Origin of the sequence: Aeromonas sp. s8 (assembly GCF_040907785.1) — a bacterium.
Classification (GTDB): Bacteria; Pseudomonadota; Gammaproteobacteria; order Enterobacterales; family Aeromonadaceae; genus Aeromonas; species Aeromonas veronii.
The window spans coordinates 1-23,733 of record NZ_JBFOCL010000047.1 but is presented as its reverse complement, the minus strand read 5'-3'; the positions used below and the strand labels follow the sequence as shown (position 1 = coordinate 23,733).

Genomic DNA, 23,733 nt, shown 5'->3' with positions numbered 1-23,733 from the left:
GGCACAAACCGTTATAAGGTAGCTGCTTCCAACGCTTCGACCAGTGCTCTGAGAAAACGAGCCGCCTCCCCGCCAGTACAGGCTCTGTGGTCAAATGTCATCGACAGCGGCAATGCCCTGACGGGACGCGCTTCACCATGTATGAACACCACTTTTTCGAACAGTTTGCCTGCTCCTATGATGGCTACCTGCGGCGGCGTCACGATAGGGCTGGCATAACGGCCTGCGATGGCACCGAAGTTGGTGAGCGTAATGGTCGCCCCCTGCAACATCTCGCGCGGCACGGCGCGCGCCTTCACATCGGCGATCATCCGATCCAGCCCCTGCCGGATATCAGCCCCCTCCCGCTCGGCCACGTTCTCCATCACTGGCACATAGAGGCCATGCTTTGAATCCACCGCGATGGCCACATTGACCTCTTTGAACAGCCGCCGTGACAGGGTGTCGCCATCAAACCAGGCATTCATCGAGGGCTCGGCGCGGCACGCCACGCCAATGGCCTTGATAAGGCGCACCGTCACATCCTCATCAGGGCGCCAGTGACGTAAATCCACCTCATCGGTGATGCTGACCGGCACCACAGTCTGATGAGAGAGCTCCATCGCCTTGGCCATGGCCCGCCGTGACCCTTTGAGGAATTCGTTGCCACTGCTTTGCTGGGCCTCGAATGCCTGCTGCACATCCAGCTCGGTCACCATGCCGCCGCTGCCACTTCCCTTGATCCTGTCGATATCCAGACCCAGTTTTTGTGCCAACAGTCGCACCGCAGGCATGGCTTGCACCAGCGATCCCCCCGGGGCAATGGCCCCCACCACGAAGTGATCCTCGATATGTTGCTGATGGGCGCTCACCTTGCCCACCACGGTGCCATCATCTTCGCCCCCCTCGAACTCCACCAGCGGCGCACCGATATGGAGGATATCCCCCTCGGCGCCGCAGAGACGGGCAATCACCCCGGCTACCGGAGAGGGCACATCCACCAGCGCTTTGGCCGTTTCCACCGACAAGAGCACCTGATCGACCGCGACGGTATCACCGGCACTCACCTTCCATTCGACGATCTCGGCTTCGGCCAACCCTTCACCCAGATCCGGTAATTTGAAAAATTTCATAGCCACTGGTTCTCCATCAGCTGGTGAGCCGCATCGGCGATATCCTGCTCGGTGATGAGGTAATACGCTTCGTTGCGATAGTAGGGGACGGCGGCATCCACGCCGGTCAGCCGCTTGGGCGGCGCCTTGAGGCAGGGAAGTGCCTGCTCGGTCACTCGCGCCACAATTTCGGCCCCGACCCCGAAGCTGCCACACGCCTCGTGCACCACCAGCAAGCGACCGGTCTTGCGCACCGAGGTGAGGATGGTCTCCATATCCAGCGGCTTGATGGTGGCCAGATCCAGCACCTCGCACTGGATATCCTGCTCGGCCAACAGGTTCGCCGCCCGCATCACCTCCTGAATGCAGGCTCCCCAGGCCACTACCGTGATATCCCGGCCCGGGCGCAGGGTAAAGCAGACATCCAGCGGCAGGCCGACACCGTCATCCACCACCTCGGATTTCATCGAGCGATAAATGCGGTCCGGTTCGAAAAACATCACGGGATCCGGATCGCGGATGGCCGAGAGCAGCAGGCCATAGGCGCGTCTCGGGCTGGAGGGGATCACAACCCGTAGCCCCGGAATATGGGCAAACAGCGCCTCGACGCTCTCGCTGTGATGTTCAGGCGAATGAATGCCCGCGCCATACGGGGAGCGATAGACGAGAGGACAGGAGAGGCGGCCACGGGTGCGGTTTCGCATCCGCGCCGCCTGACAGATGATCTGCTCCATCCCGGGGAAGATGAAACCCTGAAACTGGAACTCAGCCACCGGCTTGAGCCCCTGGGTCGCCATGCCGACCGCCACCCCGGCGATCAATCCCTCGGCCAGCGGCGTGTCGATCACCCGCTTGAAACCGAACTTGTCGCGCAGGCCCACAGTGGCGCGAAACACCCCGCCGTTGACCCCGACATCCTCGCCGAGCACCACCACATCCGGGTCGTGCTCCATCTCGTAGTGAAGGGCCATGTTGACCGCTTCCAGTAAACTGATCTCACTCATGGCCAACCTCCTGCTTCATCCCCTTGGCAATCACTCGCTCGCGCTGGGGTAAAAGTTCGGCGGGCAGGCTGGCGTAGTGATAATCGAGCATCGCCTCCGGCGGCTGGGGCGCCATCGCCTCATAACGGGCGACCGCCTGCTCTACCTCCCGGGAGGCTTCCGCCAGCAGGCTCTGCTCCTGCTCTTCATCCCACCAGCCTTTGCTATGCATAAACTGGCGCAGCCGCTTGACCGGCTCTTTCGCCCAGGCTGCTTCGACCTCGGCCCCATCGCGATAGCGAGTGGCATCGTCGGCCGTGGTGTGATCGCCGAGACGATAACTGACCGCCTCGATCAGGGTCGGCCCCTTGCCGCTGCGGGCCCGCTCGACGGCACTGCGCGCGGCATCGTAGACCGCGACCACATCGTTGCCATCCACCTGCAGGCTGCGCACCCCGGCACCAATCCCTTTCTGGGCCAGCGTAGGAGCGCTCGATTGCAGCTTGCGCGGCACCGAGATAGCCCACTGGTTGTTGTTGACGATGATGACCATCGGCAGGTGCCAGACCCCGGCGCAGTTGAGCCCCTCCAGAAAATCCCCCTTGGAGGTGCCGCCGTCGCCGATGGTGACTACGGCAACCCGCGGTTGATTACGCAGTTTGAAAGCCGAGGCAATACCGCAGGCGTGGGTGATCTGGGTGGCGATGGGGACGCAGATGGGGAGATCTTCAGAGGGAGTCCCATCGGGTTTGAGAAAAAAACTGCCCCGCTCGTCACCACCCCAATATTGCAGGTTTTTCTCCATCGGCACGCCCCGCACATAGAGGGTGGGCATGTCCCGATAGTAGGGAACGTAGACATCCTGCGGCTGCATGGCGAGCCCAATGCCAATCCCCACGGCTTCTGCGCCGAGATGGGAGGGAAAAGTACCGAGTTTGCCGGTTCGTTGCAGCGCAATCGCTTTTTTGTCATAGCTGCGCACCATCACCATATTGCGGTAGAAAGTGTGCAGTATCGCCTTGTCCAGCCAGGTCGGTAAGGTGGCGACCGGGCACCCTTCCGCATCGAGGTAACGAAGGAAAGGGATGTCGACATGGGTCATAACTGGCTCCTTGCCGTTGTAGGCGTCACCGATGCTGGTGACACTTAGATGTAAATACCTTGTTAAATAAAAAGCAAAGGGATTTACTCAGGTAAGACCAGTAGAAACTTCTTTAAAGTAGCGAAGGAGCTGAATTTTCGGCGATGAGTGGCAAGGTATGCCGTAAATGGTGCAACTTTGCAGCGCTGAATGCAGGATGCCAAATATTGAAAAAGGGAGCCTTGCCCCCCTTCTGTTACTCAAGTCAGCGGTTACGCCAACCAGCAGTTACGCCAGCCACTGTTGCAGCTGGCGGGCCATGCCAGCTGGCAGCAGGTGAGTGCGACTTAGCAAGCGGCTGCGCCAGGGCTCGGCCAGCAAGGTGGGGCAAATTCGCATCTCCCGTCCCCGGTCAGCCACGCGCACCAACCTGTCGATAAGAGTCTCCAGCGGCGGATGCGTCGGCCAGTGGGGATAGAGGTCGGCAGTCGCGATCCCGGCCAGCTCGCACACTCGCTCCTCTTTCTCATCTCCCTTTCCATCAGCCATTGGCCAAGGATGAAGCACCTGCAGCCAGCCCGGTCTTGCCGCCTCCAGCAACTGGCCCAGCGTCGGCTGCGCAAAGTGGGGGTCCCCTGCGACTTTGAGCAGATGGCGCGCCCCCGCCAGCACCACCACGCCGCGGGCGGGAAGTGCAAGAAGATCGTCGGCCAGCGCCTGATCCCGCCCACTGTTGTGTTGCTGCCATAGCTCCGGGCTCATCTCCTGCCACTCGAATAAGGGCTCGCAGAGATGCACCCGCAGCCGCACATGTTCGGGGCGCGCCAGATTGCTCTGGCGCAGAGCGGAAAAGAGAGCCGGAAACTCGGGGGCCATCCAGGCGGGAAAGGCGCAGGAGTCAAGCCAGACCGGATAGAGCCGTGCCAGCGTCAGCGGCTCACCCTGCCAGCTCTCCTCCCCCGTCAGCCAGGCATCGAGCAAGCCCTGATGGCGGCGGTTGCCGCACTCCAGCACCAGATCGGTCATGACTCCCCAGAGCGCCGGATCACACAACCAGGCGTGCTGGCGCCGGATAAAATCTGGGTGCCAATGCGGTTCCCCCAGCCCCACCAGTTTGCCCGCCAACAAAGCTTCCCGGATGGCGGCAACCGGGGTCATGCGTCCCCCTCCTGCCGGATGTGCGGTTGTTGCCCGACCCCATCGACCCGCTCACAAATAAGGGCGCCGATCTTCGCCAGCCAGTCGGGATGCACCATCTCCTGATGCAGACAGGGGAAGCGCTCATAGCGGATCTCCCCTTTTGTCAGCGGATCCCAGCCACGTCCATCCAGCCAAGGCTGGCGGGAGGCTGACGCCTCGATAAAGATCACCTCCCCGTGGTAGCAGTAGTCGACCGGCTCACGGATCAGCCGGTTGTTGTGGCCCACCAGCTCAATCATGGCGCTCACCACCTGCTCGTCGAGCATGGCCAGCGCACTCCCCTCTGCCCCCAGTCGGGCCACCACGTCGCCCCGAGTAAGGGAATCGATCGCCTCGTCCGCAACCGCAATGCCCCCCATCCGCAGCAGCGCATCGAGCATCCGCTGCTCGTCGGGCAACGGCTGGGTCTGCCACTGCTGGCAGGGGTAGGCATCGAGCAGCAGCAACATGGCCACCTCCTGTCCCTGCTCTTGCAGCATGGCGGCCATCCGGTGCACCAGCATGCCCCCGAGCGACCAGCCGAGCAGCCAGTAGGGCCCCTCGCTCTGCTGACGACGCAGCTCGGTCACATAGTCGAGTGCCAACTCGTCGAAGCTGGCAGGCAGCGGCGCATCCGGTTGGCAGAGCGCCCTTGCCTGCAAGGCATAGACCGCCATATCGGTCGGCAGATGGGGCACCAGCGGCGCATAACACCAGCCGAGCCCCCCTGCGGGGTGGACGCAAAAGAGGGTGGGGCACGATGTGCCAGACTGCGTACCATGCGCCCGCAGGGGCAACAGCATGGGCATGGCCTCCCGCTCGCCGCCAAGACGGCGCGCCAGCTGGGCAGGGCTCGGTGCTTCGAACAGGCTGGCCAGAGTGAGACCCTGTCCTATTGATTCCTCAATACGCACCACCAACTGCGCCGCCAGCAGGGAGTGGCCACCGAGCGCAAAGAAGTTATCGTCGGCGCCGACCCGCGCCAGCCCCAGTATCTCGGCGAAGAGGCGACAGAGCCGCTCCTCCAGCAGGGTTTTCGGCAGTGACTGACCCACCGCCGACGCCATGTCGGGCAGCGGCAGCCCCTTGCGATCCAGCTTGCCATTGGGGGTAAGCGGCAGTTCGGCCAGGTTTACCAGAAGCCCCGGCACCATGTAGTCAGGCAAGGCTGCGCCAAGGGTGGGTACCAACTCGGTCAGCGTCAACTCGCTGCTATCTGCGGCCACCACGTAGGCCACCAGACGGCGATCGCCGGGGGCAAATTCGGGGGCCAACACTACCGCCAGCGCCACTCGGGGATGGCGCAGCAGCACCTGCTCGATCTCCTCCAGTTCGATGCGCTGGCCACGGATCTTCACCTGAAAATCGAGGCGCCCCAGATACTCGATGGCGCCATCCTCGCGCCAGGCGGCCAGATCGCCGCTGCGATAGAGCCGTCCCGCTCCGAAGGGGTTGGCAATAAAGCGCTCGGCGGTGAGCTCGGGCTGGCCAAAGTAGCCCTCCGCCACCTGCACGCCGCCGATCCAGAGCTCCCCCGCCACACCGGGCGGCACTGGCTGCAACCAGGGGTCGAGAATGTGGATACAGGTATTCCAGACCGGATAACCGATGGGCACGCTGGTCACCGCCTCGTCTGCCCGGCAGGGATACCAGGTGACATCCACCGCCGCCTCGGTCGGGCCATAGAGGTTGTGCAGGGGAGCTGAAAATATCCCATACCAGCGCTGCACCAGATCCGCGGGCAGCGCCTCGCCGGAGCAGAAGACCTGCCGCAGGGCGCGGCAACGCGCAGGCTCGGCTTGTGCGACGAAGATCTGCAGCATGGAGGGAACAAAGTGCAAGGTGGTGATCCCGGCCTGCTCAATCAGCTCGGCAAGGTAGGCGGGATCCTTGTGGCCGCCCGGTTTGGCGAGCACCAGCCTCGCACCGGTCATAAAGGGCCAGAAGAACTCCCAGATGGAGACATCGAAACCGGCCGGGGTCTTTTGCAGCACCCGATCCGCCGGGCCGATGGGATACATGTGCTGCATCCAGAGCAGCCGGTTGACGATGGCTCCATGGCTCACCACCACCCCTTTGGGGTGACCGGTCGAGCCGGAGGTGTAGATGATGTAGGCCGCATCTTCCGGTTTGGGGGCTGGCAGATCACAAGGTGCTATCGCCGCCACGTCTATCGTCGCCAGCTGCTCTGCCACACCGGGGGCATCGAGGCAGACAAGTGGCGCGGCCACATTGAGCGGCATCCGCAAGGTGCGACTGGTCAACACCAGCGCGGGATCGCTGCTGGCGAGAATGTAGCCGATCCGCTCCGCCGGATAGTCCGGATCAACGGGCACGTAGACCGCTCCCACCGCCATGATGGCCTGCTGGGCGAGAATCAGCTCGGGAGAGCGCGGGATCACTACCGCCACCCGACAACCGGGGCCCACGCCCCTCCCCGCCAGATAGCATGCCAGCTGGCGGGTTCGCTGGCGCAGCTCGGCCACACGCCAGCGCTCGGCGCCACACTCCAGCGCGATGGCGCTCTGATCTGCCGCCGCCAGCCCCTCGGCCAGCAGAGCGCTCAAGGTAGTGGTCGGCAACGGATGGTCGGTTTGGTTCCAGCGCGTCAGCTCAGCCTGCTCGCAGGGCAGCAGCAGCGGCAAACGCACTGTCAGGGCCTCATCATCCGCCTCACTCCAGGCGGCCAGATAGGCCAGCAGCCGGGCCAGATGACGTTCACTCTCCTGTTGGCTGAAGCGCCCCTGATGTGCTTCGAGGATCAGGGTCATCGCGCCTGCCTCTTCGGCAAAGTAGAAGGCGCACTCCTCCACCGGCCCCGCCGCCAGCACCTGCACCTCACCACGAACCTGGTTGTGTCCTTCACCAAAGCTGAGGGTGCGGGCAAAGGGCATCAGATTGACCTGAGGGCCAAACAGCGGCTGACCCGGCTGACGCTGTTGCAACCACTCCTGACGGCAGCCCTGATGACGGCGCAGGGCGGCAAATTGCCGCTCGACCTGTGCCAGCAACTCCCCTACCCGGCTGGTGCCGCTCAGCTCGATGCGCAGGGGCACCACATTGACCTTCATGCAGGGGGTATCGGCCGCCGCTGAGCCTAGCCTCCCCATCAGCGGAATACCCAGCACCACCTCGCCAGCGCCGCTCATCCGCTGCACATAGCTGGCCACCGCCGCCAGCAGCAGGCTGTAGGGGTGACAGGCCGAACGACTCGCCCGTGCCACCAATGCCTGCCACTGGCGACCAGCCAGCCGCTGCTCAAGACGATATGTGGGGCCCGGCCCTTGCGCCGGACGGCGGGAGAGCGACGCCGGATTCTCCACCCCGGCCAGCTGCTGCACGAAGAAATCGCGATCCCGCTCTGCGCGCGGCGAATCCTGATAGGCCACCTCCTCGGCCAGCAACTCCTGCTGGGTCGCATAGTGGCAGGGTGCTGGCTGCTCGCCGACGCAGAGCGCCTCATACCAATTGGCCACCCGCTGGCAGAGCAGGCTCAGGCCAAAGCCATCGATGGCGATATGGTGCACGGCGATAAACCAGGCCCACCGCCCCTCACCAAGGCGATAGAGGGTGGTGGCAAACAGCGGCCCCCCGGCCAGATTGAAGGGGACGGCCAGCTGCGCACGCATCTCGACCTGCGCGGCCGCAAGCGGGTCGGCTTCGCTGCGCAGATCCCGCTCTGCCAGCTGCCAGCAGGCGGGGTTGGCCACCATCTGCGGGCCATCGGCAGTGGCAACAAAAGCGCAGTGCAGACCGGGGATCTCGTCGATGGTCTGGCGCACCGCACGGGTGAAGTGATGGGGAGCCAGCGCCCCCTCCAGCAGCCAGTACTCGCCGGTATTGCAGGCGGGGCTCTGCGGGTATTTTTGCTGGGCAAACCAGATGCCCGCCTGAGCAGTGGTAAGCGGCCAGCGCGGGTGCTCACCACGCTGGTGGGTGGCGCGCATCGCCATTGTCTGTTCCATGGGAATGTCCTTGCGCAAACATCGAGCGGGCAGCGGCTTGCTCCTGCCCGCATGGCTGAAAAGCGAGGAGGCCTGGCCTCCTCCATAAAGAGAGTGTCACGCCTGCCAGATCGGCAGCGCGCGGGCTAGACCCCCAGGGTGGCACCGCCATCGACCACCAGATCCTGCAGGGTGATATGGCTGGCGGCATCGGAGGCGAGAAACAGCACGCAGGCAGCCACCTCGTCGGGTGTCCCGAGCTTGCCAAGAGGGATCCCCAGCTTGAACTGCCCGGGCAGACCCGCGATGGTACGCAGCTCTCCTTCCTGCTGCGCCGCCTCCCCCTCCTGCCACATGCCGTACAGCATGGGGGTGCGGGTCGAGCCCGGCGACACCAGATTGCAGCGCACGCCGTAGGGAGCAAGCTCCAACCCCGCCGTTTGGGTGAGGCTGGTCAGCGCCGCCTTGGAGGCGCCATAGATGCCCATCCCCACTCGTGGCACCCGACCGGCATTGGAGGAGACATTGACGATGGCGCCCCTGCGCCGTCTCTGAAACCAGGGGGTCAGGGCCCGCATCAGGTAGAAAGGAGCGAAGGTGTTGATGGCAAAGGTGCGCAGCAAGAGGGTGTCATCCACCTCATCGAGCCTGCCGGTCGCCAGTACGCCAGCGACATTGACCAGCACATCGGGCCCCAGTCCCTCGTCCAGCAGCTGCTCGCAGCAGCGGGTCACGGCCTCGCTGTCGCTAACATCGATCACCACCCCCTTCACGTTGCCGGGCAGTGCCTCGGCCAGTTGCAGATCGAACGACACCACGCTGGCCCCAGCCTCGGCAAAGGTACGCGCCACCGCATGGCCAATTCCCTGCGCCGCACCGGTTACCCAGACGGTTCTGCCTTGCCACTCGCTCATGGGGTGCACTCCGGTTCGCTGACGTGCACTTCGTTGACCTGATAAGCCGTGGTCTGACTGACCTTAAGCTGACGGGAGAGGAGATCCCACCAGTGAGCCAGGGTCGGCGTGCGGGCCAGCTCGGCCAGCTCCACCACCAGCTCCTGCTGACGCCACTCTTCCACCAGCCCCATCACCGCCAGCGAGTCGAGACCGTAGTCGAGCAGGTTGTCATTCTCGGCAGGTTGCTCCTGCTGCATCTCGGCGGGCAGCCGTGCCAACACCTGAGCACGTAGCGACTCCCGAGTCAGGGGGCGTTTGCTGGCCGCCATCACCTCGGCCACGGTAATCACCCGACCTGCATTGCGGCTGACGTAGGAGAGCGCCAGCAGATGATCTTCGCGGGAAAAGTCGGCGATGGCATCAGCCACCAGGAAGGGGCGAATATCGCGCATAAAAGCATCGACCGCCGTCTGCATCACCCCGATATGGCCGTAGATGCCGCAGATCACCAGCTGATCCCGTCCCCATTCGGCCATCAGCTCGGCCAGCGGTGAGCGGCAAAAAGCGCTGTAACGCCACTTGGTCAGCACAGTATCCTGCGGCTCGGGAGCCAGCGCCGAAACAATCGGTTGACGCTCCGGCGCTCGAGTCAGTCCCGGCCCCCACATGTCGTTGAGCAGCGCCCGATCGGCCTGACTCTGCTCGGCGGGCTGGGCGGTATAGACCACCGGCATGCCGAGGGCACGCGCCTGACGGATCAGGGTGGCGATATGGTCGATGACCTGATTGATCAGCGGATTGTCCGCCCCGTAGAAGTCGACGAAATAGTGCTGCATATCGTGGACCAGCAAGGCGGCGCGGCCCGGTTCGAAGGGCCAGTTCACCCGCCCGGTGGGCAGCTCCTCGGCGGTAGGCAGCGGATAGGCGGCGAGGGATTGAATGGTCATGCACACTCCTTGGCGAGCTGCTCGCGCAGCCTCTGTTTGTCTATCTTACCGACCGGGGTGTGGGGCAGTTGCTCCACCAGCACCAGGCGATCGGGCAGTTTGTAATCGGCCACCCCCTGCTCGCGCAGGAAACGGCGCAAACGGGGCAGATTGAGGGGCTCGCGGCACATCAAAAAGGCGCAGCTGCGCTCCCCCAGCATGGGATCCTGCATGGCGACCAGTGCCGCCTGCCGCACCTCCGGGTGGGTCAGCAACAGCTCTTCAATCTCAAGGGCGTCGATCTTCTCCCCGCCCCGGTTAATCTGATCCTTGTTGCGCCCCACCACCATCAGATGGCCGCCGGGCAAGCGGCAGACCAGATCGCCGGTGCAGTAGAAACCGTCCCGGTCGAAGGCGCGCTGATTGTGGGCATCGGCCTTGAAGTAGCCGCGAAAGGTGTAGGGGCCACGCGTCCAGAGCTCGCCGCACTCGCCATCGGGCAAGGGGCGCCCGTCGCTGTCTCGCACCTCCACCTCGTCGCCCGGGCTCATCGGGCGGCCCTGGGTATTGACGATGTGCCACTGGTCATCCTCGATGCGGGTGTAGTTGACCAGCCCCTCGGCCATGCCAAACACCTGCTGCAAGCGGCAACCAAGGCGGCTCGCTACCGCATCGGCATGAGCCGGGCTGAGGCGCGCGCCCCCCACCTGCACACACTCCAGAGAGGTCTGCGGATAGTGGCTGGCCGCCTCCAGCCAGAGCGCCAGAGCCGGTGGCACCAGTGCCGCCCAGTTGACCCGATGGCGCTGCACCAGCGGCAGACAGGTTGCTGCGGAAGGATCCTTTGCCAGCACCACGCAGCCACCGGCATAAAACACCCCGAGTGCGCCGGGGGAGCTCAGGGGAAAATTGTGGGGCGCAGGCAGGGCACAGAGATAGATCACCCGCTCATCCCAGCCGCACACCGCTACGCTCTGGCGCACGCTGTAGCCATAGTCATCGTGGGTACGGGGGATCAGTTTGGGGGTGCCGGTGCTGCCGCCGGAGAGCTGGAAAAAAGCGACTTGATCGGCCTGGGTAGGAGTTGGCTCGATAGCCGTCAGCGGCGAACCATCAGCACGGGCTATCGGGTCAGGCTGACACCATGCAAATCCTGACTGAAGATCGGAGCCTTCTGCCTGCTCGAACAGCAGTGTCTGGCAAGAAGGCGATACCAGCTCATCAAGGGCCGCCAAGCTCCCCGCTTCACCGGCAAAGCCGGGATGGGAGGGGGTGAGTACCAGCAAGGCGGGCTCAATCTGGCGGGCAAAGGCCACCAGCTCGCGCCGCTGATGGCTGTAGAGGGCATGCACCGCCACTACTCCGCAGCGGATCAGGGCAAACCAGCAGATATAGAACTCGGCGCAGTTGGGCAACTGCACCAGCGCGGTATCTCCGTGGCCCAGCCCGCGCGCGGCCAGCCGCGCCGCCAGTGCATCGACCTCACGCTTTAACTGGCCATAACGGAGGGTTCGCTCGCCGCAGATCAGGGCCGTGCGCTCGGGATAACGTTCGGCGGAGTCATCGAGCAGTGCGGTGAGCGGTTGTCCGCACCACCACCCTTGCGCCCGGTAGTGGGCCGCCAGCTCGGCGGGCCAGGGGATAAAGGGCACCAGCGGCTTCATGCAGTTACCTCCGGCTCCCGGCTTTCGAGGCCGAAGGCGCGCAGCATGGTGCCAAGCTTGGCGGCGGTCTCTTGCCACTCTGCTTCCGGCGAAGAGCCCACCACTACCCCGGCGCCGGCATAGAGCCGCAGCTGCTTGCCGGCCAGCACGCCACAGCGAATGGTGACCACCCACTCGCCATTGCCATCGGCATCCATCCAGCCGACGGCGCCGCAGTAGAAGCGGCGATCGTACCCCTCGAGCCGGGCGATGGCCTGACGCGCAGCCGAGAGCGGCGTGCCGCATACCGCCGGTGTCGGGTGCAGCGCCAGCGCCAGTGCCAGCACGGGAGAGGGCTCATGGAGCCGCCCGGCGATGCGGGTCGAGAGGTGCCACATGGTAGGGGTCGCGATCACCTGCGGCTCCAGGGGGACGTCCAGCTCTCGGCAGAAGGGAGCGAGGGCGGCGGCGACCGCATCGGCCACCAGCGCATGTTCATAGCGATCCTTCTGCGCCCCCAGCAGCTCGGCACTGGCCGCCTGTTGATCGGAAAACGCGTGGCGCGGACGGGAGCCCGCCAGCGGATTGCTCACCACCGCCATCTCGCTGCGCGATACCAGCAGCTCGGGGCTCGCACCAAGCAGGGTCTCCCCATCCGGCAGCGGGATCTGGAACACATAGGCGCCCGGATTCTGGGCCAGCAGAGAGCCATAGGCGTGTGCGGGGGAGGTCTGCTCTGCGCTCTGCACATCGATGGCGCGCGACAGCACCACCTTCTCGAGCTGCCCCTCGCTGAACTGCTGCAACGCTGCCCGCACCGCCCCCTGATAGTGGGCAGAGCCGGTCACTTCGCTCACCTCGCCATGGAGCTGGCAACAGCGGGCGGGTAACAACGCATCTCGTTTGACCCACTGCGATTGCGCCGGGATCACCAGATGCCAAGGGGATTGGGTATCAAACGGAATGGCGCCGATGGCGATGGGATTGGCCATCCCCTGCTGGCGCAACTGACGTAGATGGGCGAGCAGCTTCTCCGGTGGGATGCCGGTAAAACTGTCGTGGATACCGGAGGCGACCAGTACCCTGTCACCGCTGGCAAAACAGCACACTTTATCCAGCCCGACCGCTGTGGCGGGCCACTCTCCTTCCAGTGCATGGTCACACATGACGGTGCTACTCCTTGGAATGAATCACTGCCTGATACCACTTAAAGTGAGTCATTTGACTCACCAGATATCAGGGTGAACGGCATCCTAACAAGGAGCGAAAAAACGATCAATACAAATGAGAATCAATTTCATTAACTTCTTTTTAGTCAAAAGAAGGTGACGAACGAAACTGAGCTTCGCCGATAAAAAAGAGTTGCGATCGGAGCAAATTCAACTTGATAATGATAACGCTTATCATTTGTATATTATGGAAGATGTAAATAATGAAATCCTCAACCTCCCGTTTTATTGCTCCCAGCCTGCTGGCCACCACCATCGTCACTCTGCTGACCCAGCAAGCGATCGCCGCCAGCAACGCCCCTCAAGCCGATGAAGTGATCACCGTCACCACCACGGCGCACAATACCCGCTCGGCACCAGCCTCCATCTCTGTCATCACGGCCGAACAGATCGCCGCCGCGCCCGTCAATGACCTTGCCGACCTGCTGCGCCACGAAGTGGGCATTCAGGCTGAAGCTGACACCAATGGCCGCAGCGATATCGGCATTCGCGGCATGTCCGGCAAGTACACCCTGGTACTGGTGGATGGCAAACGCCTCTCCTCCTCCAATGCCCTGTGGCGCGGCGGCAACTTCGACAACACTCCCGTGCCCCTTGGCATGATCCAGCGGGTCGAGGTGATCCGTGGCCCCATGTCGGCACTTTACGGCTCCGATGCCATCGGTGGTGTCATCAACATCATCACCAAGCAGCCGGGCAAAACCTGGCAAGGGGCGGCCGATGCCGACTTCAAGGCTATCGAAGGCAAGGATGGCGGCGATCAGCACAGAACCAACTTGGGCTTTACCGGCCCGCTGACCGACAACCTGCTGATCCGGATGAACGGCGAGGTGTATGACCGTCAAGCCTGGACCCCCACCGAAGCTGCTGACGGCATCCCTCTTATCGAAGCCAAACAGACCCGCAACTTCGCCTCCACCCTGAGCTGGCTGGTGGATGAGCAGCAGCGCTTCGAGCTGGATTACCTCTACAACCAGGATGAGCGGCCTCTCGATATCTTCCGCAAAACCGGCAACAAGGTGCACAGCCGCCAGCAGCAAAACGATCGCAACCTGTTTGGGCTGACCCACAAGGGGAACTGGAGCTGGGGTGACACCACCGTCATGGCCAACTACGAGACCTCCCAGATCGACGACTTCAACACCAGCTACTCTGCCCCACAGCAGCGGGAGCTGGAAGAGAACACCTTGACCCTCAAGGGCTATACCAACCTGGCGCTGGCCAACCACTACCTGACCCTGGGTGGTGAATATCTGGACCGGGAGCTGGTGGATGCGGTGAGCTACAAGGATATCGGCGGCAAAGAGAGTCACTCCCAGGAGGCACTGTTTGCTCAGGACGAGATCGGCCTGACCGATAGCCTGACCCTGACTCTGGGCGGCCGTTACGATCACCACGAGATCTACGGCAGTCACTTCACCCCGCGCGGCTATCTGGTGTACGAGCTGAACGATGTGGTGACCGTCAAAGGCGGGGTCAGCCAGGCCTTCAAGGCGCCGGCACCGCACCAGTACTCCAATGGCTACAGCATCGAGAGTTGCGGCGGCAGTTGCCGCATCTATGGCAGTGACAAGGTCAAGCCGGAAACCAGCACCAACTACGAGCTGGGCGTTATCGCAGGGCAAGGGATCTGGGAAACCAGCGCCACCCTGTTCTACTCCGACATCGACGACATGCTCACCTTCAAGCAGTTGCCGAACTCCACTGACCGCACCTGGTACAACCTGGAGAAAGCCACTACCAAGGGGCTGGAACTAACCGGCAAGCTCGATCTGACCAACGATATCAACCTCGGCGCCAACTACACCTACCTCAAGGCGGAAGGCGATCAGGGTCAGGCACTGCCCGAGCGGCCGGAGCACAAGGCCAACGCCAAGATCACCTGGCAGGCCACCGAGCGGGTCAATGCCTTTGTCGGCACCACCTACACCGGTACCCAGTTTGCCGAGCAGACCGTCAACAAGGTTGTCGTACTGCACAAGCTGCCCAGCTATCAGACCTTCGATCTCGGCACCGGCTTCAAGGTCACCGAGAACTTTGACCTGCGACTGGGGATCAACAACCTGACCGACGTGCGCCTGCAAGAGAAAGACACCGTCTTCCAGAACGTCGAACCGGGTCGCAGCTACTACGTCAGCGGCTCAGCCCGCTTCTAAGGTAGCCAAGGCCGATATAACAGAGCGCGGGCCCATGCCCGCGCTCTGTTAACCAAGAGAATAAGGGGAAGATCCCCACTGGACAGCAAAGAGCATGCAGATTTCCATTTTCATCAGGATCGCTCATGTTCACCTCACTTCTGAATGCTTCACCCCTTGCCACCCTGCCCACCCCTGACGAGATGTTAAAGGCCAGACCCTGTCCGGCACGGCTCGCTCGCCAAATCGCACGCAGCCGCCAGCAAGCCCGCCATATTCTGCAGGGAGAGGATGATCGCCTGCTGCTGGTGATCGGCCCCTGCTCCATTCACGATCCGGCAGCCGCCCGCGACTATGGTGGCTGGCTCGCTGAACTGCAGGGCCAATACGGGGAGCAGCTGCAACTGGTGATGCGCACCTATTTCGAAAAGCCGCGCACGACGCTCGGCTGGAAAGGATTTATCTTCGATCCCGACCTCGATGGCAGCGATCGGCTGGAAAAGGGCCTATCCCTGGCCCGGGAGTTACTTCTGGCCCTTGGACAGGAAGGGCTCGCCTGTGCCACCGAATTTCTCGATCTCACCAGCATGCTCTATCTGGGGGATCTCATCAGCTGGGGTGCCATCGGTGCCCGCACCACCGAATCCCAGCTCCACCGTCAGCTGGCCTCGGCCCTTCCATGCCCCATCGGTTTTAAAAACGGCACCGATGGCAATATCCGGATCGCAGTCGAGGCGATCCTCGCCAGCCGGGCGGCCCACCTCTATACCCAACCTTCCGGTGATGGCCAGCTGGCACTGGTGCGCAGCCATGGCAACCCCGACTGTCATCTGATCCTGCGCGGTGGCCGCCAACCCAACTATCAGAGCAATCATGTTACAGAGGCTGGCGACTTGCTGCGCCAACATCATCTGTCACCTCGGCTGATGATCGATTGCAGCCACGGCAACAGTCAGAAACAACATGCCCACCAGCTGCTGGTTGCCCGTGACATTGCCGACCAGCTGGGAGCAGGTAGCCATGCCATCGCCGCCATCATGGTGGAAAGTTTTATCTGCGAAGGGCGTCAGGATATCGGCAGCAAACCGCTGCGCTACGGCCAGTCGATCACCGATAGCTGTATCGGCTGGGAACAGACAAGGCAGCTGCTCGATATGGTGGCAGAAGGGGTGGAGGTGCGCCGCCAGCAGCGGATCGCCCTGGCGGGATAAATGGCGGATTAGAGAGATAACTCAGAAAACAGTGTGGCCCCGATGGGGCCACACTGTTGTTCACTGTTTGACGCACGTCAGGCGACTGACTCACGCTCCACCAGCTGGGCTTCAAACTTGAGCGCCAGGCCGTCTACCGGCTTGTGATCGAGCAGGCGCAGCGCCAGTTCAGCAGCGCGGCTGCCCATCTCCTCGATGGGGTAGCGCACTGTGGTGAGCTTGGGATAGATGTAGCGGGCGTAGGGGATATCGTCGAACCCCACCACCGACACCTGCTGCGGGATCTTGTAACCCCGCTCCAGCAGGCAAGAGATCGCCCCCGCCACCATGCCGTCGTTGAAACCGAGCACGGCCGTGAACTCGACACCACGGGCCAGCAGTTCACTCATCGCCACATAGCCGCCATTTTCGTCGGCAAAGGCGCGGCTGACGAGTGCAGGATCAAAGGCGATCCCGGCTCTGGCCAGGGTCTGGGTGTAACCGGCCATCCGCTGCTGACCATCTACAAACTCTTCATCATCGGAGGTGATAAAGGCGATGTTGCGATGACCGGCATCCAACAAGTGCTGGCACGCGGTGGTGATCCCCGCCTGGTTATCGAGCCAGACGCAGCGATCCTCAAAGCCCGGCACCTGACGGTTGATAAAGACGATGGGGGTAGAGCCTGCCGCCAGCTCGCTCAGCTCCTCGTCCGGAAGCGCCTTGCTGTGGAGGATCAGCGCATCGCACTGGCGCTGCAGCAGCGCCTGAATGGCATGACGCTCGCGCGCGATATCGTGGTTGCCAGACATGACGATGGTGAACTTGTTAGCCTGATCGACCATGGTTTCGATGCCACGCATCATCTGGGCAAAGAAGGGGCCGCCGCAGAGGTCGCCAACCAGCACGCCAATGCAGTTGGAACGCTTGCTGACCAGTGCCTGGGCAAAACTGTTGGGTCGAAAATTCAGTTCCTTCATGGCCGCCAGTACGGCCTCACGCTTTTCCGGTGCTACCTGTGCCGTGTTGTTGATAACCCGCGACACGGTGGAGATAGACACATTTGCCAGCTGAGAAACGTCTTTAATCGTTGCCACTATCCATTCCTTTATTGTGGGGGAACCTGTCGGTGCCGACGCCCGAGTATACCCTGCGGCCTGATGCAATTCCCGGAGCCAGGTCACCAGGCATGTTTCCTTTGGTAACAAAACCTTACCCGATGATACCCGGCAGCAGGGAAATTTGAAAACAGGAGCCGGCTGGCGGCCCCCGACTCAATAGGCGTGATTGAGCTCCCGCTCTGACATGAAGCGCAGCGGCTGCTGCAGCTTGTGCTGATAAATGAGATCGAACGACAACACGTTTTGTACGTAGTTGCGGGTCTCCTTGTAGGGAATGCTCTCGACCCACACGTCCATCGGCTTGTTGTCACTCTGCTCTCGCCAGCGTTTTACCCGTCCCGGCCCGGCGTTGTAGGCGGCCGCCGCCAGGATCCGGTTGCCGTCATAGACATCCAGCAAGCGCTTGAGATAGGCGCTTCCCAGACGAATATTCATCGTCGGATCAAACAGTTGCTGCTCGTTGCGATAGGGCACCCCCAGCTTGCCGGCAGTCTCTTTGGCTGTAGCAGGCATCAGCTGCATCAGACCGCGCGCCCCCACCGGCGACTGGGCCAGCGGATAGAGGGCACTCTCCTGACGGGATATGGCGTAGAGCAAACTGGTGTTCATGGTGCGCTCTTGCGCCATCTGGGAGAAGGTGCGTTTGAGCGGCAGCGGGAAGCGCAGGTCGAGGGCATCCCACGCTTCGGCGCGAATGCTGGCGAGAATGGCCAGCTCGTGCCAGCCCTGATTGAGGGCGATATGACCAAACTCGATGCGCTGGGCCACCGGATTGCGATCCATATTGTGGATCCACTCCGAGCGGGCCGCCGCAATCTCGTTCATCGACAGCAGCTCGCGCACCCGCAACAGGAAGGGCCAGCGCTGGCTGGCCGTGCGCCAGTCCGGTACATGCTTGACGCTCTGGTTCTTGATGCGATAGGGCACCCCGGTGCGCTGGGCGGCCATAAAGCCGTAGAAACCGCGCAGGTTGGCAGTCTCCAGATAGAGATCCCGCGCCGGTTTTTGCTGCCCCTGCACCTCAAGGGAGCGCGCCATCCAGTAGCGCCAGCGATCCTCTTTCTGACGGGCCATCGGCATCATCTTCACCCAGCCGGAGAGGCCACGCCAATCCTGCTCCCAGATGGCCAGTCGCGCCCGCAGCTCGGTGATATCTGGGTCCGCCAGCTTTTTCACCGTGCTGTCGACCCAGCTACGCTGGGCAATGGAGCGATCCAGCAGCAGGCGGCGGGCAATGGCACGCTCTACCGGTTTCACCTCGGCCTGGGTCAGGCCAAAACGGCTGCGAAACAGCGCAAGCTGGCGCAGCACCGACTCAGGCTCCTGATTGGCATAGCGGGTCAAGCCGAGGGAGAGCAGCTTGCGGGAATAGGGATTGCTGCTGAAATAGGCCGGGTTCATCGCCTTGGCTGGCTGCTCGAACAGGGTCACCATCTGATCGCCATAGCTTTGCAAGCCGCTACCCAGGGTCGCGCCAAGGTGGCGGATCAGATTGGGGTTTTCCGCCTCGAACGCCAGCGTCATCCGCTGCCAGATCTTCTCCTGGGTTCGCTGACCAGATGCCTGCCACAGCTGGAACAGCGGGGAGCAGGCATCGGGACGCGATTGACCGCTCATCCAGATCTTGCCCGCCCCCTGCAACGCCTCTTTCGGCTTGCCGGTGTAATAGAGCGCCTGATAGTGCATGCAGAGCAGGTCGGTGGAGCTCGGCTTGGCCGGATAGAAGCGAAGGAACTGCGACCACTGCTGGCTCTGGGCCAAATAGGTCAGATAACTGCGCTCCAGCCGGTTGGACTGGGGGGTATCCCCATGCTGGCGGATAAAACGGGTCACATCGTTGTAATCCGCCGCCCCCGGACGAAAGGCGAGCTGATAGTAATCGAGGTAAGGGAGCAGGGGGTAATGGGTCAAACGGGCACGAATTTGCTGGAAACGGGCCTGATCATTGGCCCGTACGGCGTCATACGCCTGACGGTAGAGCGTCTGGTCGGCAGTCTGCGCCATCAGGGTCGGCACAAACAGCGCCGACAAAACAATTCCCCATACAGCTTTCACTGAACATCTCCATTGAGGGCAATACACCGCCCGGTGGCGGTGGGTCTACTGCCTCTCATTCTACCCGTTGCCGGGCGGCGCTACAGCGGGGAGCTGGGACTATTTTTCTGCCTCGCTCAGCTGCATTTCGCGCAGTTGCTCCGGTCTGGTCAGCCGCTGTACATATTTCTCCAGATAGGGCACCGGCAGCGGCTTGGAGGCGAGATATCCCTGATAGAAACTACACCCCTGCGCCTTGAGAAACTCCAGTTGCTGACGGGACTCCACCCCTTCTGCCGTGACGTTGAACCCCATATGTCGCGCCATGGCGATCACCGCCTCGACGATGGCCATGTTGTCGCCATCTTTCGGTATGTCCTGAATGAATGAGCGGTCGATCTTGAGCTCATCGGCAGGCAGCCGCTTGAGGTAGCTCAGGGAGGAGTAACCGGCGCCAAAATCGTCGATGGCAAAGCTGATGCCGAGCTCCTTGAGCTCGGTCATTTTGCTGATGGTGTCCTCGGCATGACCCAGCACCACGGATTCGGTGATCTCCAGATTGAGGCAGGCCGGATCCATGCCGGTTTGCGCCAACACATCGTGGATCCGCTCGACAAAGTCGGTGGCATGGAACTGCTTGGCACTGACGTTGACCGAGATCTGCGGAATGTGGATGCCGTTCTCCTCCCACAGCACATACTGGGCGCACGCCTCGTGCAGCACCCAGTTGCCGATATCGACAATCAGGTCCGTCTCCTCGGCAATGGGGATAAATTCGGCAGGCGAAACCAGCGAGCGACCGGCTGGCTGCCAGCGAATGAGTGCCTCGACACCAATGATATCGCCGCCATCGACCATATGCTGAGGCTGATAGTAGAGGGTCAGCTCTTGCTGGCTGAGGGCATTGCGCAATTCGTTGTGAATGAGCAGACGGCGATCCGCCTGCTGCTGCATCGAGGCATCGAAGAAGCGACGGGTCTTGCGGCCAGCGGACTTGGCCTGATACATGGCGGTGTCTGCCTGCTTGAGCAGATCATCGACCCCCTGCTCCCGATCCGGAAACAAAGTAATGCCGACGCTGGCACCGATGTGCAGCACCTGCCCCACATAGGTATAAGGAGCGGCAATCTCGGTGATGAGCCTCTCGGCAATGATATCGGCCTGCATCTCCGCCTGGGGCGGGCTGGCCGAGAGCGATGGCAGCAGCAGTACAAACTCGTCACCACCGAGGCGGGCCAGACAATCCCCCTGTCGCACCAGCCGTTTGAGACGGGCGGCGACCTCCTTGAGCAGCCAGTCACCGGTGGCGTGGCCGAGGGAGTCGTTGATAGTCTTGAAGTGATCGAGATCGATAAAGAGCAGGGCGCCAATCAGACCGTCGCGGGTCGCCTCGTTGAAGGTCTGCACCAGGGTCTCGTGGAGCTGACGGCGATTGGGCAATCCGGTCAGCTCGTCGTAATAGGCGAGATCCTGGATGCGTCGCTCGGCCGCCTTGCGCTCGGAGATATCCTCGAAGCAGATGACAAAGTGGCTGATCACCCCTTTTTCATCCTGCACCGGCGTCACTATCTCCCACTGGGGATAGGAGTGACCATCGACATGGCGACGCTGGGTCTCCCCCTGCCAGCGGCTGAGGGTATTGAGCTCGTAGCCGAGCCCACCCAGATTGGGCCAGAGATCCTCTTCCAGATGCAGGCCCAGCACCGACTGGCTGTCGAAGCCGGTGATCTGGCTGAAGGCGTTGTTGACCCGCAGGATCTTGAACCCCGGATCCGTAATGATGATCCCTTCGTGGGTCTCGAATGCAACGGCAGAGAGGCGCATCTGGGCATCTGATTGCAATCGCTCCAGCTCGGCTACCATCCGTACCGAAAAGGTATTGAGTACCGAGGTGAGGTTGCTGGTATCTGCCGGGGCCGAATAGAGCAGCGCCAGATGGCCCAGAAGTTGGCCTCTGGCATCAAACAGCGGCTGACCATAATAAGTCTGCCCGGCCGCCAGCCAGGGTTGATACTCCTGCGACTCGTCGATCACCTCGAAACAGATGGCCCCCTGCTTGTAGAGCTCCTGACAGGGGGAGCCCGCCAGCGGATAGTCCTTCTGCGCCAGCCCGTCGGCGGCCAGCACTTTGACCCGGTCAGCACCGCACAACTCCCCCACCCAGACCGCATCCACCTTGAGAATATGAGCCAGCTGGCTGACCAGGGTATTGAAGAAATCGAGCCCGGTGCGGGCAGAGAGCGCCTGCGCCAACTGGGTGAGCAGGGTGGTTTGCAGCAACGGCAAAGAGAGGTTGAGAGAGGATACTGAACTGTTGGCGGTATCAAGAGGGGCCAGCCAGCCACAGCAGATCTGCTGGGTGGGCACAAACTGGCCGCTCCAGAGCACATGGTTGAGCTGCCCCTGATCATCTTTCAGATGACCGATGAACTGTTCAGGCAGATGTGATTCATGAAGCCGGACAAGAAAGTCGGCAAAGCCTGCCTCGTCTTCCGGTAACAGGCGAGCGGCCCAGGGATGATTGCCCTCCCCTTGCCACTGCTGGTAGGCCCCCTGATCAGAGAGACTCCACTGATCGTGTTGCCGATCGAAAAACCACATGACTTGCGTGGCCTGCTGCTTCATTTACCACTCCAACACAACAACCAACCACGTTTGATGTCCAATCAGGCATAGCAACGCCCCCTGCATCCGCTCATCAGATCAGAGGTTGCGAGGGAAGAGTACAAACATGCGATATCAAGCAGTGGAAACCGGACATGAGGTCGACACGAAGTGCTGCCAAGAAGGGACAGAAACGATCCTATTCCCGTCATACTGCCTGCCAGTTTCATGGAGCTCAAGCTGTTTTTGGCACGAAACCGGAAAAGATCACAATTTATAAGTTGCTGAATAGCCAAGGGAAGGTTATGTGACATAGATCACATTTCAATCTTTACCAATGAGTAATCTGAAGGTGAAGACACAAGCAAGACGACCCGAAGGGGGCCAATATGAAAATCGAAATTACCAGCAAAATCATCGACATCACCCCGGCTATCCGCGAGCGCATCGAATCCCGTTTTGAAAAGCTCGAACGTCTTCAGGTGCCTCTCATCACACCCCATGTGATTGTTTCCAAAGAGCGTCTGATGTTCACTGTCGAAGCCAGTGCTGGCATCCCCAACGGCAAACTGTTTGCCCAGGCAGAGCATGAGGATCTCTACGCCGCCATCAACGAACTGGGGCAAAAACTGGAGCGCCAACTCAACCGTCACACCGAAAAGCCGATTGCCCGTCGTGCCAATGCCGCGCTCAAAGAGCAGCCGCAACCGGATGAAGCTGACGCTTGATAGCATGCCGCACGGCTAAAAATTCCAAAGAGCATAAAGGCGGGGTCACCCGCCTTTTTGTTGCCTGTGATTTGCCGACAAGCATCGCGTTACACCAGTGAACAGGCGCCATCAACTGAGCCAGTGCAACCGGGTATCCACCCCCTGTTGCAAACGGTCGAGGATCGGCAGCAATACCAGCGGATCCTCCTGGCGTGGCATATCGGCCAGCTTTCCTTGCAACCGCTCCCGCGCCAGCGGTGACAGGTTGTCGTAGACAGCCTCATCCAGCAGCGGCTGTTTGACCGCCAGCGGCGGTGTTTGCAGCGCCAGCCAGAGCCGCACATCCACCATGCTTCCCCCTTGCTGCAACCGCTCATTGATGGCACTGCAGTCACACCCCGCCCCTTCAGCCACCAGCACCTCTGCCGGTCTCAGCGCAAAGTGCAGACGCCAGTCACGGCTCTGGGGAGTGGCCGCCGATTTGGCATCAAACCAGGGCTGTTCCTCCACCGCGTCGGTCAGCAGGGCCAGATGCAACCGGAAATCCGCCCGATCCCCATGCTGCAGGTCACGGTTGAGGCGCTGCCCCAACTGGCCCTCATCGACGAGCAGGTGATTACGGATTGAACTGGGCAGCATGAGATAACTCTCGAAAATGGCGATTTCACTGGTTATCGGCCACAAATCCAATTCTTTTAATGGAAAAATCCTGCTTGGGGGTTCACAAAACCGGAAGATCTGTTAGTATGCGCCTCGCACTTGTGGAGGGGTTCCCGAGCGGCCAAAGGGATCAGACTGTAAATCTGACGGCTCTGCCTTCGAAGGTTCGAATCCTTCTCCCTCCACCATTTCAAGTGCGACAAGTTGAAAGCAATACCCCGTGGAGGGGTTCCCGAGCGGCCAAAGGGATCAGACTGTAAATCTGACGGCTCTGCCTTCGAAGGTTCGAATCCTTCTCCCTCCACCA

The 23,733-nt window shown here is 61.7% G+C and carries 16 protein-coding genes and 2 tRNA genes; 5 read left to right on the top strand and 13 right to left on the bottom strand.

What is annotated here, in order from left to right; translation table 11 throughout:
• Window positions 1-11 precede the first annotated feature (11 nt).
• From AB5Y86_RS16150 to AB5Y86_RS16110, 9 genes are all read right to left on the bottom strand, one after another.
• Window positions 12-1,112 (bottom strand): dihydrolipoamide acetyltransferase family protein, encoded by a 1,101-nt coding sequence (locus AB5Y86_RS16150; RefSeq protein ID WP_335817746.1) that lies wholly within the window; start codon window positions 1,110-1,112, stop codon window positions 12-14.
• Window positions 1,109-2,095, bottom strand: coding sequence for an alpha-ketoacid dehydrogenase subunit beta (locus tag AB5Y86_RS16145; protein WP_041209833.1), 987 nt, complete (start codon window positions 2,093-2,095; stop codon window positions 1,109-1,111). Before AB5Y86_RS16145 ends, AB5Y86_RS16150 begins: the two co-directional genes overlap by 4 nt.
• On the bottom strand, window positions 2,088-3,176 hold the full coding sequence (pdhA, locus tag AB5Y86_RS16140; RefSeq protein WP_368193427.1) for a pyruvate dehydrogenase (acetyl-transferring) E1 component subunit alpha: 1,089 nt from the start codon (window positions 3,174-3,176) through the stop codon (window positions 2,088-2,090). Before pdhA ends, AB5Y86_RS16145 begins: the two co-directional genes overlap by 8 nt.
• A gap of 267 nt (window positions 3,177-3,443) precedes the next feature.
• Complete coding sequence (locus AB5Y86_RS16135) at window positions 3,444-4,313, bottom strand: hypothetical protein (RefSeq protein ID WP_368193425.1); 870 nt, start codon at window positions 4,311-4,313, stop codon at window positions 3,444-3,446.
• The gene (locus AB5Y86_RS16130) at window positions 4,310-8,299 is read right to left on the bottom strand and encodes an amino acid adenylation domain-containing protein (RefSeq protein WP_368193424.1); all 3,990 of its coding nucleotides are present in this window, start codon (window positions 8,297-8,299) and stop codon (window positions 4,310-4,312) included. The genes AB5Y86_RS16135 and AB5Y86_RS16130 overlap by 4 nt, the downstream gene beginning before the upstream one ends.
• A gap of 125 nt (window positions 8,300-8,424) precedes the next feature.
• Window positions 8,425-9,192, bottom strand: a complete 768-nt coding sequence (dhbA, locus tag AB5Y86_RS16125; protein ID WP_368193422.1) for a 2,3-dihydro-2,3-dihydroxybenzoate dehydrogenase — start codon at window positions 9,190-9,192, stop codon at window positions 8,425-8,427.
• Window positions 9,189-10,121, bottom strand: a complete 933-nt coding sequence (locus AB5Y86_RS16120; protein WP_368193420.1) for an isochorismatase family protein — start codon at window positions 10,119-10,121, stop codon at window positions 9,189-9,191. Before AB5Y86_RS16120 ends, dhbA begins: the two co-directional genes overlap by 4 nt.
• Window positions 10,118-11,764, bottom strand: coding sequence for a (2,3-dihydroxybenzoyl)adenylate synthase (locus tag AB5Y86_RS16115; protein ID WP_368193419.1), 1,647 nt, complete (start codon window positions 11,762-11,764; stop codon window positions 10,118-10,120). The genes AB5Y86_RS16120 and AB5Y86_RS16115 overlap by 4 nt, the downstream gene beginning before the upstream one ends.
• Window positions 11,761-12,909, bottom strand: coding sequence for an isochorismate synthase (locus tag AB5Y86_RS16110; RefSeq protein WP_335848566.1), 1,149 nt, complete (start codon window positions 12,907-12,909; stop codon window positions 11,761-11,763). Before AB5Y86_RS16110 ends, AB5Y86_RS16115 begins: the two co-directional genes overlap by 4 nt.
• A gap of 266 nt (window positions 12,910-13,175) precedes the next feature.
• On the opposite strand from AB5Y86_RS16110, the gene AB5Y86_RS16105 reads away from it, so the two are divergent.
• Both AB5Y86_RS16105 and AB5Y86_RS16100 read left to right on the top strand, forming a co-directional pair.
• Entirely contained in the window at window positions 13,176-15,128 is a 1,953-nt protein-coding gene (locus tag AB5Y86_RS16105) for a TonB-dependent receptor (protein ID WP_368193418.1), read from the top strand.
• Between the two features lie 125 nt (window positions 15,129-15,253).
• Window positions 15,254-16,318 carry a 3-deoxy-7-phosphoheptulonate synthase gene (locus tag AB5Y86_RS16100; RefSeq protein WP_368193416.1) on the top strand — a complete coding sequence of 355 codons (1,065 nt, stop codon included), beginning with the start codon at window positions 15,254-15,256 and terminating at the stop codon, window positions 16,316-16,318.
• Between the two features lie 77 nt (window positions 16,319-16,395).
• On the opposite strand, the gene AB5Y86_RS16095 is transcribed toward AB5Y86_RS16100, so the two are convergent.
• From AB5Y86_RS16095 to AB5Y86_RS16085, 3 genes are all read right to left on the bottom strand, one after another.
• The gene (locus AB5Y86_RS16095) at window positions 16,396-17,394 is read right to left on the bottom strand and encodes a LacI family DNA-binding transcriptional regulator (protein ID WP_040066127.1); all 999 of its coding nucleotides are present in this window, start codon (window positions 17,392-17,394) and stop codon (window positions 16,396-16,398) included.
• 177 nt (window positions 17,395-17,571) lie between these two features.
• A complete protein-coding gene (locus AB5Y86_RS16090; protein ID WP_040066126.1) occupies window positions 17,572-19,473 on the bottom strand; it encodes a transglycosylase SLT domain-containing protein in 1,902 nt (633 codons plus the stop codon).
• A 99-nt stretch (window positions 19,474-19,572) separates the two neighbouring features.
• Window positions 19,573-22,077: a putative bifunctional diguanylate cyclase/phosphodiesterase gene (locus AB5Y86_RS16085; RefSeq protein WP_368193414.1), complete on the bottom strand. Its 2,505-nt coding sequence runs from the start codon at window positions 22,075-22,077 to the stop codon at window positions 19,573-19,575.
• Window positions 22,078-22,445: 368 nt separating this feature from the next.
• On the opposite strand from AB5Y86_RS16085, the gene raiA reads away from it, so the two are divergent.
• Window positions 22,446-22,784 carry a ribosome-associated translation inhibitor RaiA gene (gene raiA, locus AB5Y86_RS16080; protein WP_005334257.1) on the top strand — a complete coding sequence of 113 codons (339 nt, stop codon included), beginning with the start codon at window positions 22,446-22,448 and terminating at the stop codon, window positions 22,782-22,784.
• Window positions 22,785-22,895: 111 nt separating this feature from the next.
• Here the strand turns inward: raiA and AB5Y86_RS16075 are convergent, their stop codons facing one another.
• On the bottom strand, window positions 22,896-23,405 hold the full coding sequence (locus tag AB5Y86_RS16075) for a VC2046/SO_2500 family protein (RefSeq protein WP_368193413.1): 510 nt from the start codon (window positions 23,403-23,405) through the stop codon (window positions 22,896-22,898).
• A gap of 124 nt (window positions 23,406-23,529) precedes the next feature.
• Here AB5Y86_RS16075 and AB5Y86_RS16070 point away from each other — a divergent pair.
• Window positions 23,530-23,614 (top strand) — tRNA-Tyr (locus AB5Y86_RS16070).
• Window positions 23,615-23,648: 34 nt separating this feature from the next.
• Window positions 23,649-23,733: transfer RNA gene (locus AB5Y86_RS16065), tRNA-Tyr, on the top strand.

What these genes read in the sequence shown, in the direction of transcription:
- AB5Y86_RS16150 (WP_335817746.1), bottom strand. Translation starts at nt 1,112, where the DNA reads ATGAAATTTTTCAAATTACCGGATCTGGGTGAAGGGTTGGCCGAAGCC.
- AB5Y86_RS16145 (WP_041209833.1), bottom strand. Translation starts at nt 2,095, where the DNA reads ATGAGTGAGATCAGTTTACTGGAAGCGGTCAACATGGCCCTTCACTAC.
- pdhA (WP_368193427.1), bottom strand. Translation starts at nt 3,176, where the DNA reads ATGACCCATGTCGACATCCCTTTCCTTCGTTACCTCGATGCGGAAGGG.
- AB5Y86_RS16135 (WP_368193425.1), bottom strand. Translation starts at nt 4,313, where the DNA reads ATGACCCCGGTTGCCGCCATCCGGGAAGCTTTGTTGGCGGGCAAACTG.
- AB5Y86_RS16130 (WP_368193424.1), bottom strand. Translation starts at nt 8,299, where the DNA reads ATGGAACAGACAATGGCGATGCGCGCCACCCACCAGCGTGGTGAGCAC.
- dhbA (WP_368193422.1), bottom strand. Translation starts at nt 9,192, where the DNA reads ATGAGCGAGTGGCAAGGCAGAACCGTCTGGGTAACCGGTGCGGCGCAG.
- AB5Y86_RS16120 (WP_368193420.1), bottom strand. Translation starts at nt 10,121, where the DNA reads ATGACCATTCAATCCCTCGCCGCCTATCCGCTGCCTACCGCCGAGGAG.
- AB5Y86_RS16115 (WP_368193419.1), bottom strand. Translation starts at nt 11,764, where the DNA reads ATGAAGCCGCTGGTGCCCTTTATCCCCTGGCCCGCCGAGCTGGCGGCC.
- AB5Y86_RS16110 (WP_335848566.1), bottom strand. Translation starts at nt 12,909, where the DNA reads ATGTGTGACCATGCACTGGAAGGAGAGTGGCCCGCCACAGCGGTCGGG.
- AB5Y86_RS16105 (WP_368193418.1), top strand. Translation starts at nt 13,176, where the DNA reads ATGAAATCCTCAACCTCCCGTTTTATTGCTCCCAGCCTGCTGGCCACC.
- AB5Y86_RS16100 (WP_368193416.1), top strand. Translation starts at nt 15,254, where the DNA reads ATGTTCACCTCACTTCTGAATGCTTCACCCCTTGCCACCCTGCCCACC.
- AB5Y86_RS16085 (WP_368193414.1), bottom strand. Translation starts at nt 22,077, where the DNA reads ATGAAGCAGCAGGCCACGCAAGTCATGTGGTTTTTCGATCGGCAACAC.
- raiA (WP_005334257.1), top strand. Translation starts at nt 22,446, where the DNA reads ATGAAAATCGAAATTACCAGCAAAATCATCGACATCACCCCGGCTATC.
- AB5Y86_RS16075 (WP_368193413.1), bottom strand. Translation starts at nt 23,405, where the DNA reads ATGCTGCCCAGTTCAATCCGTAATCACCTGCTCGTCGATGAGGGCCAG.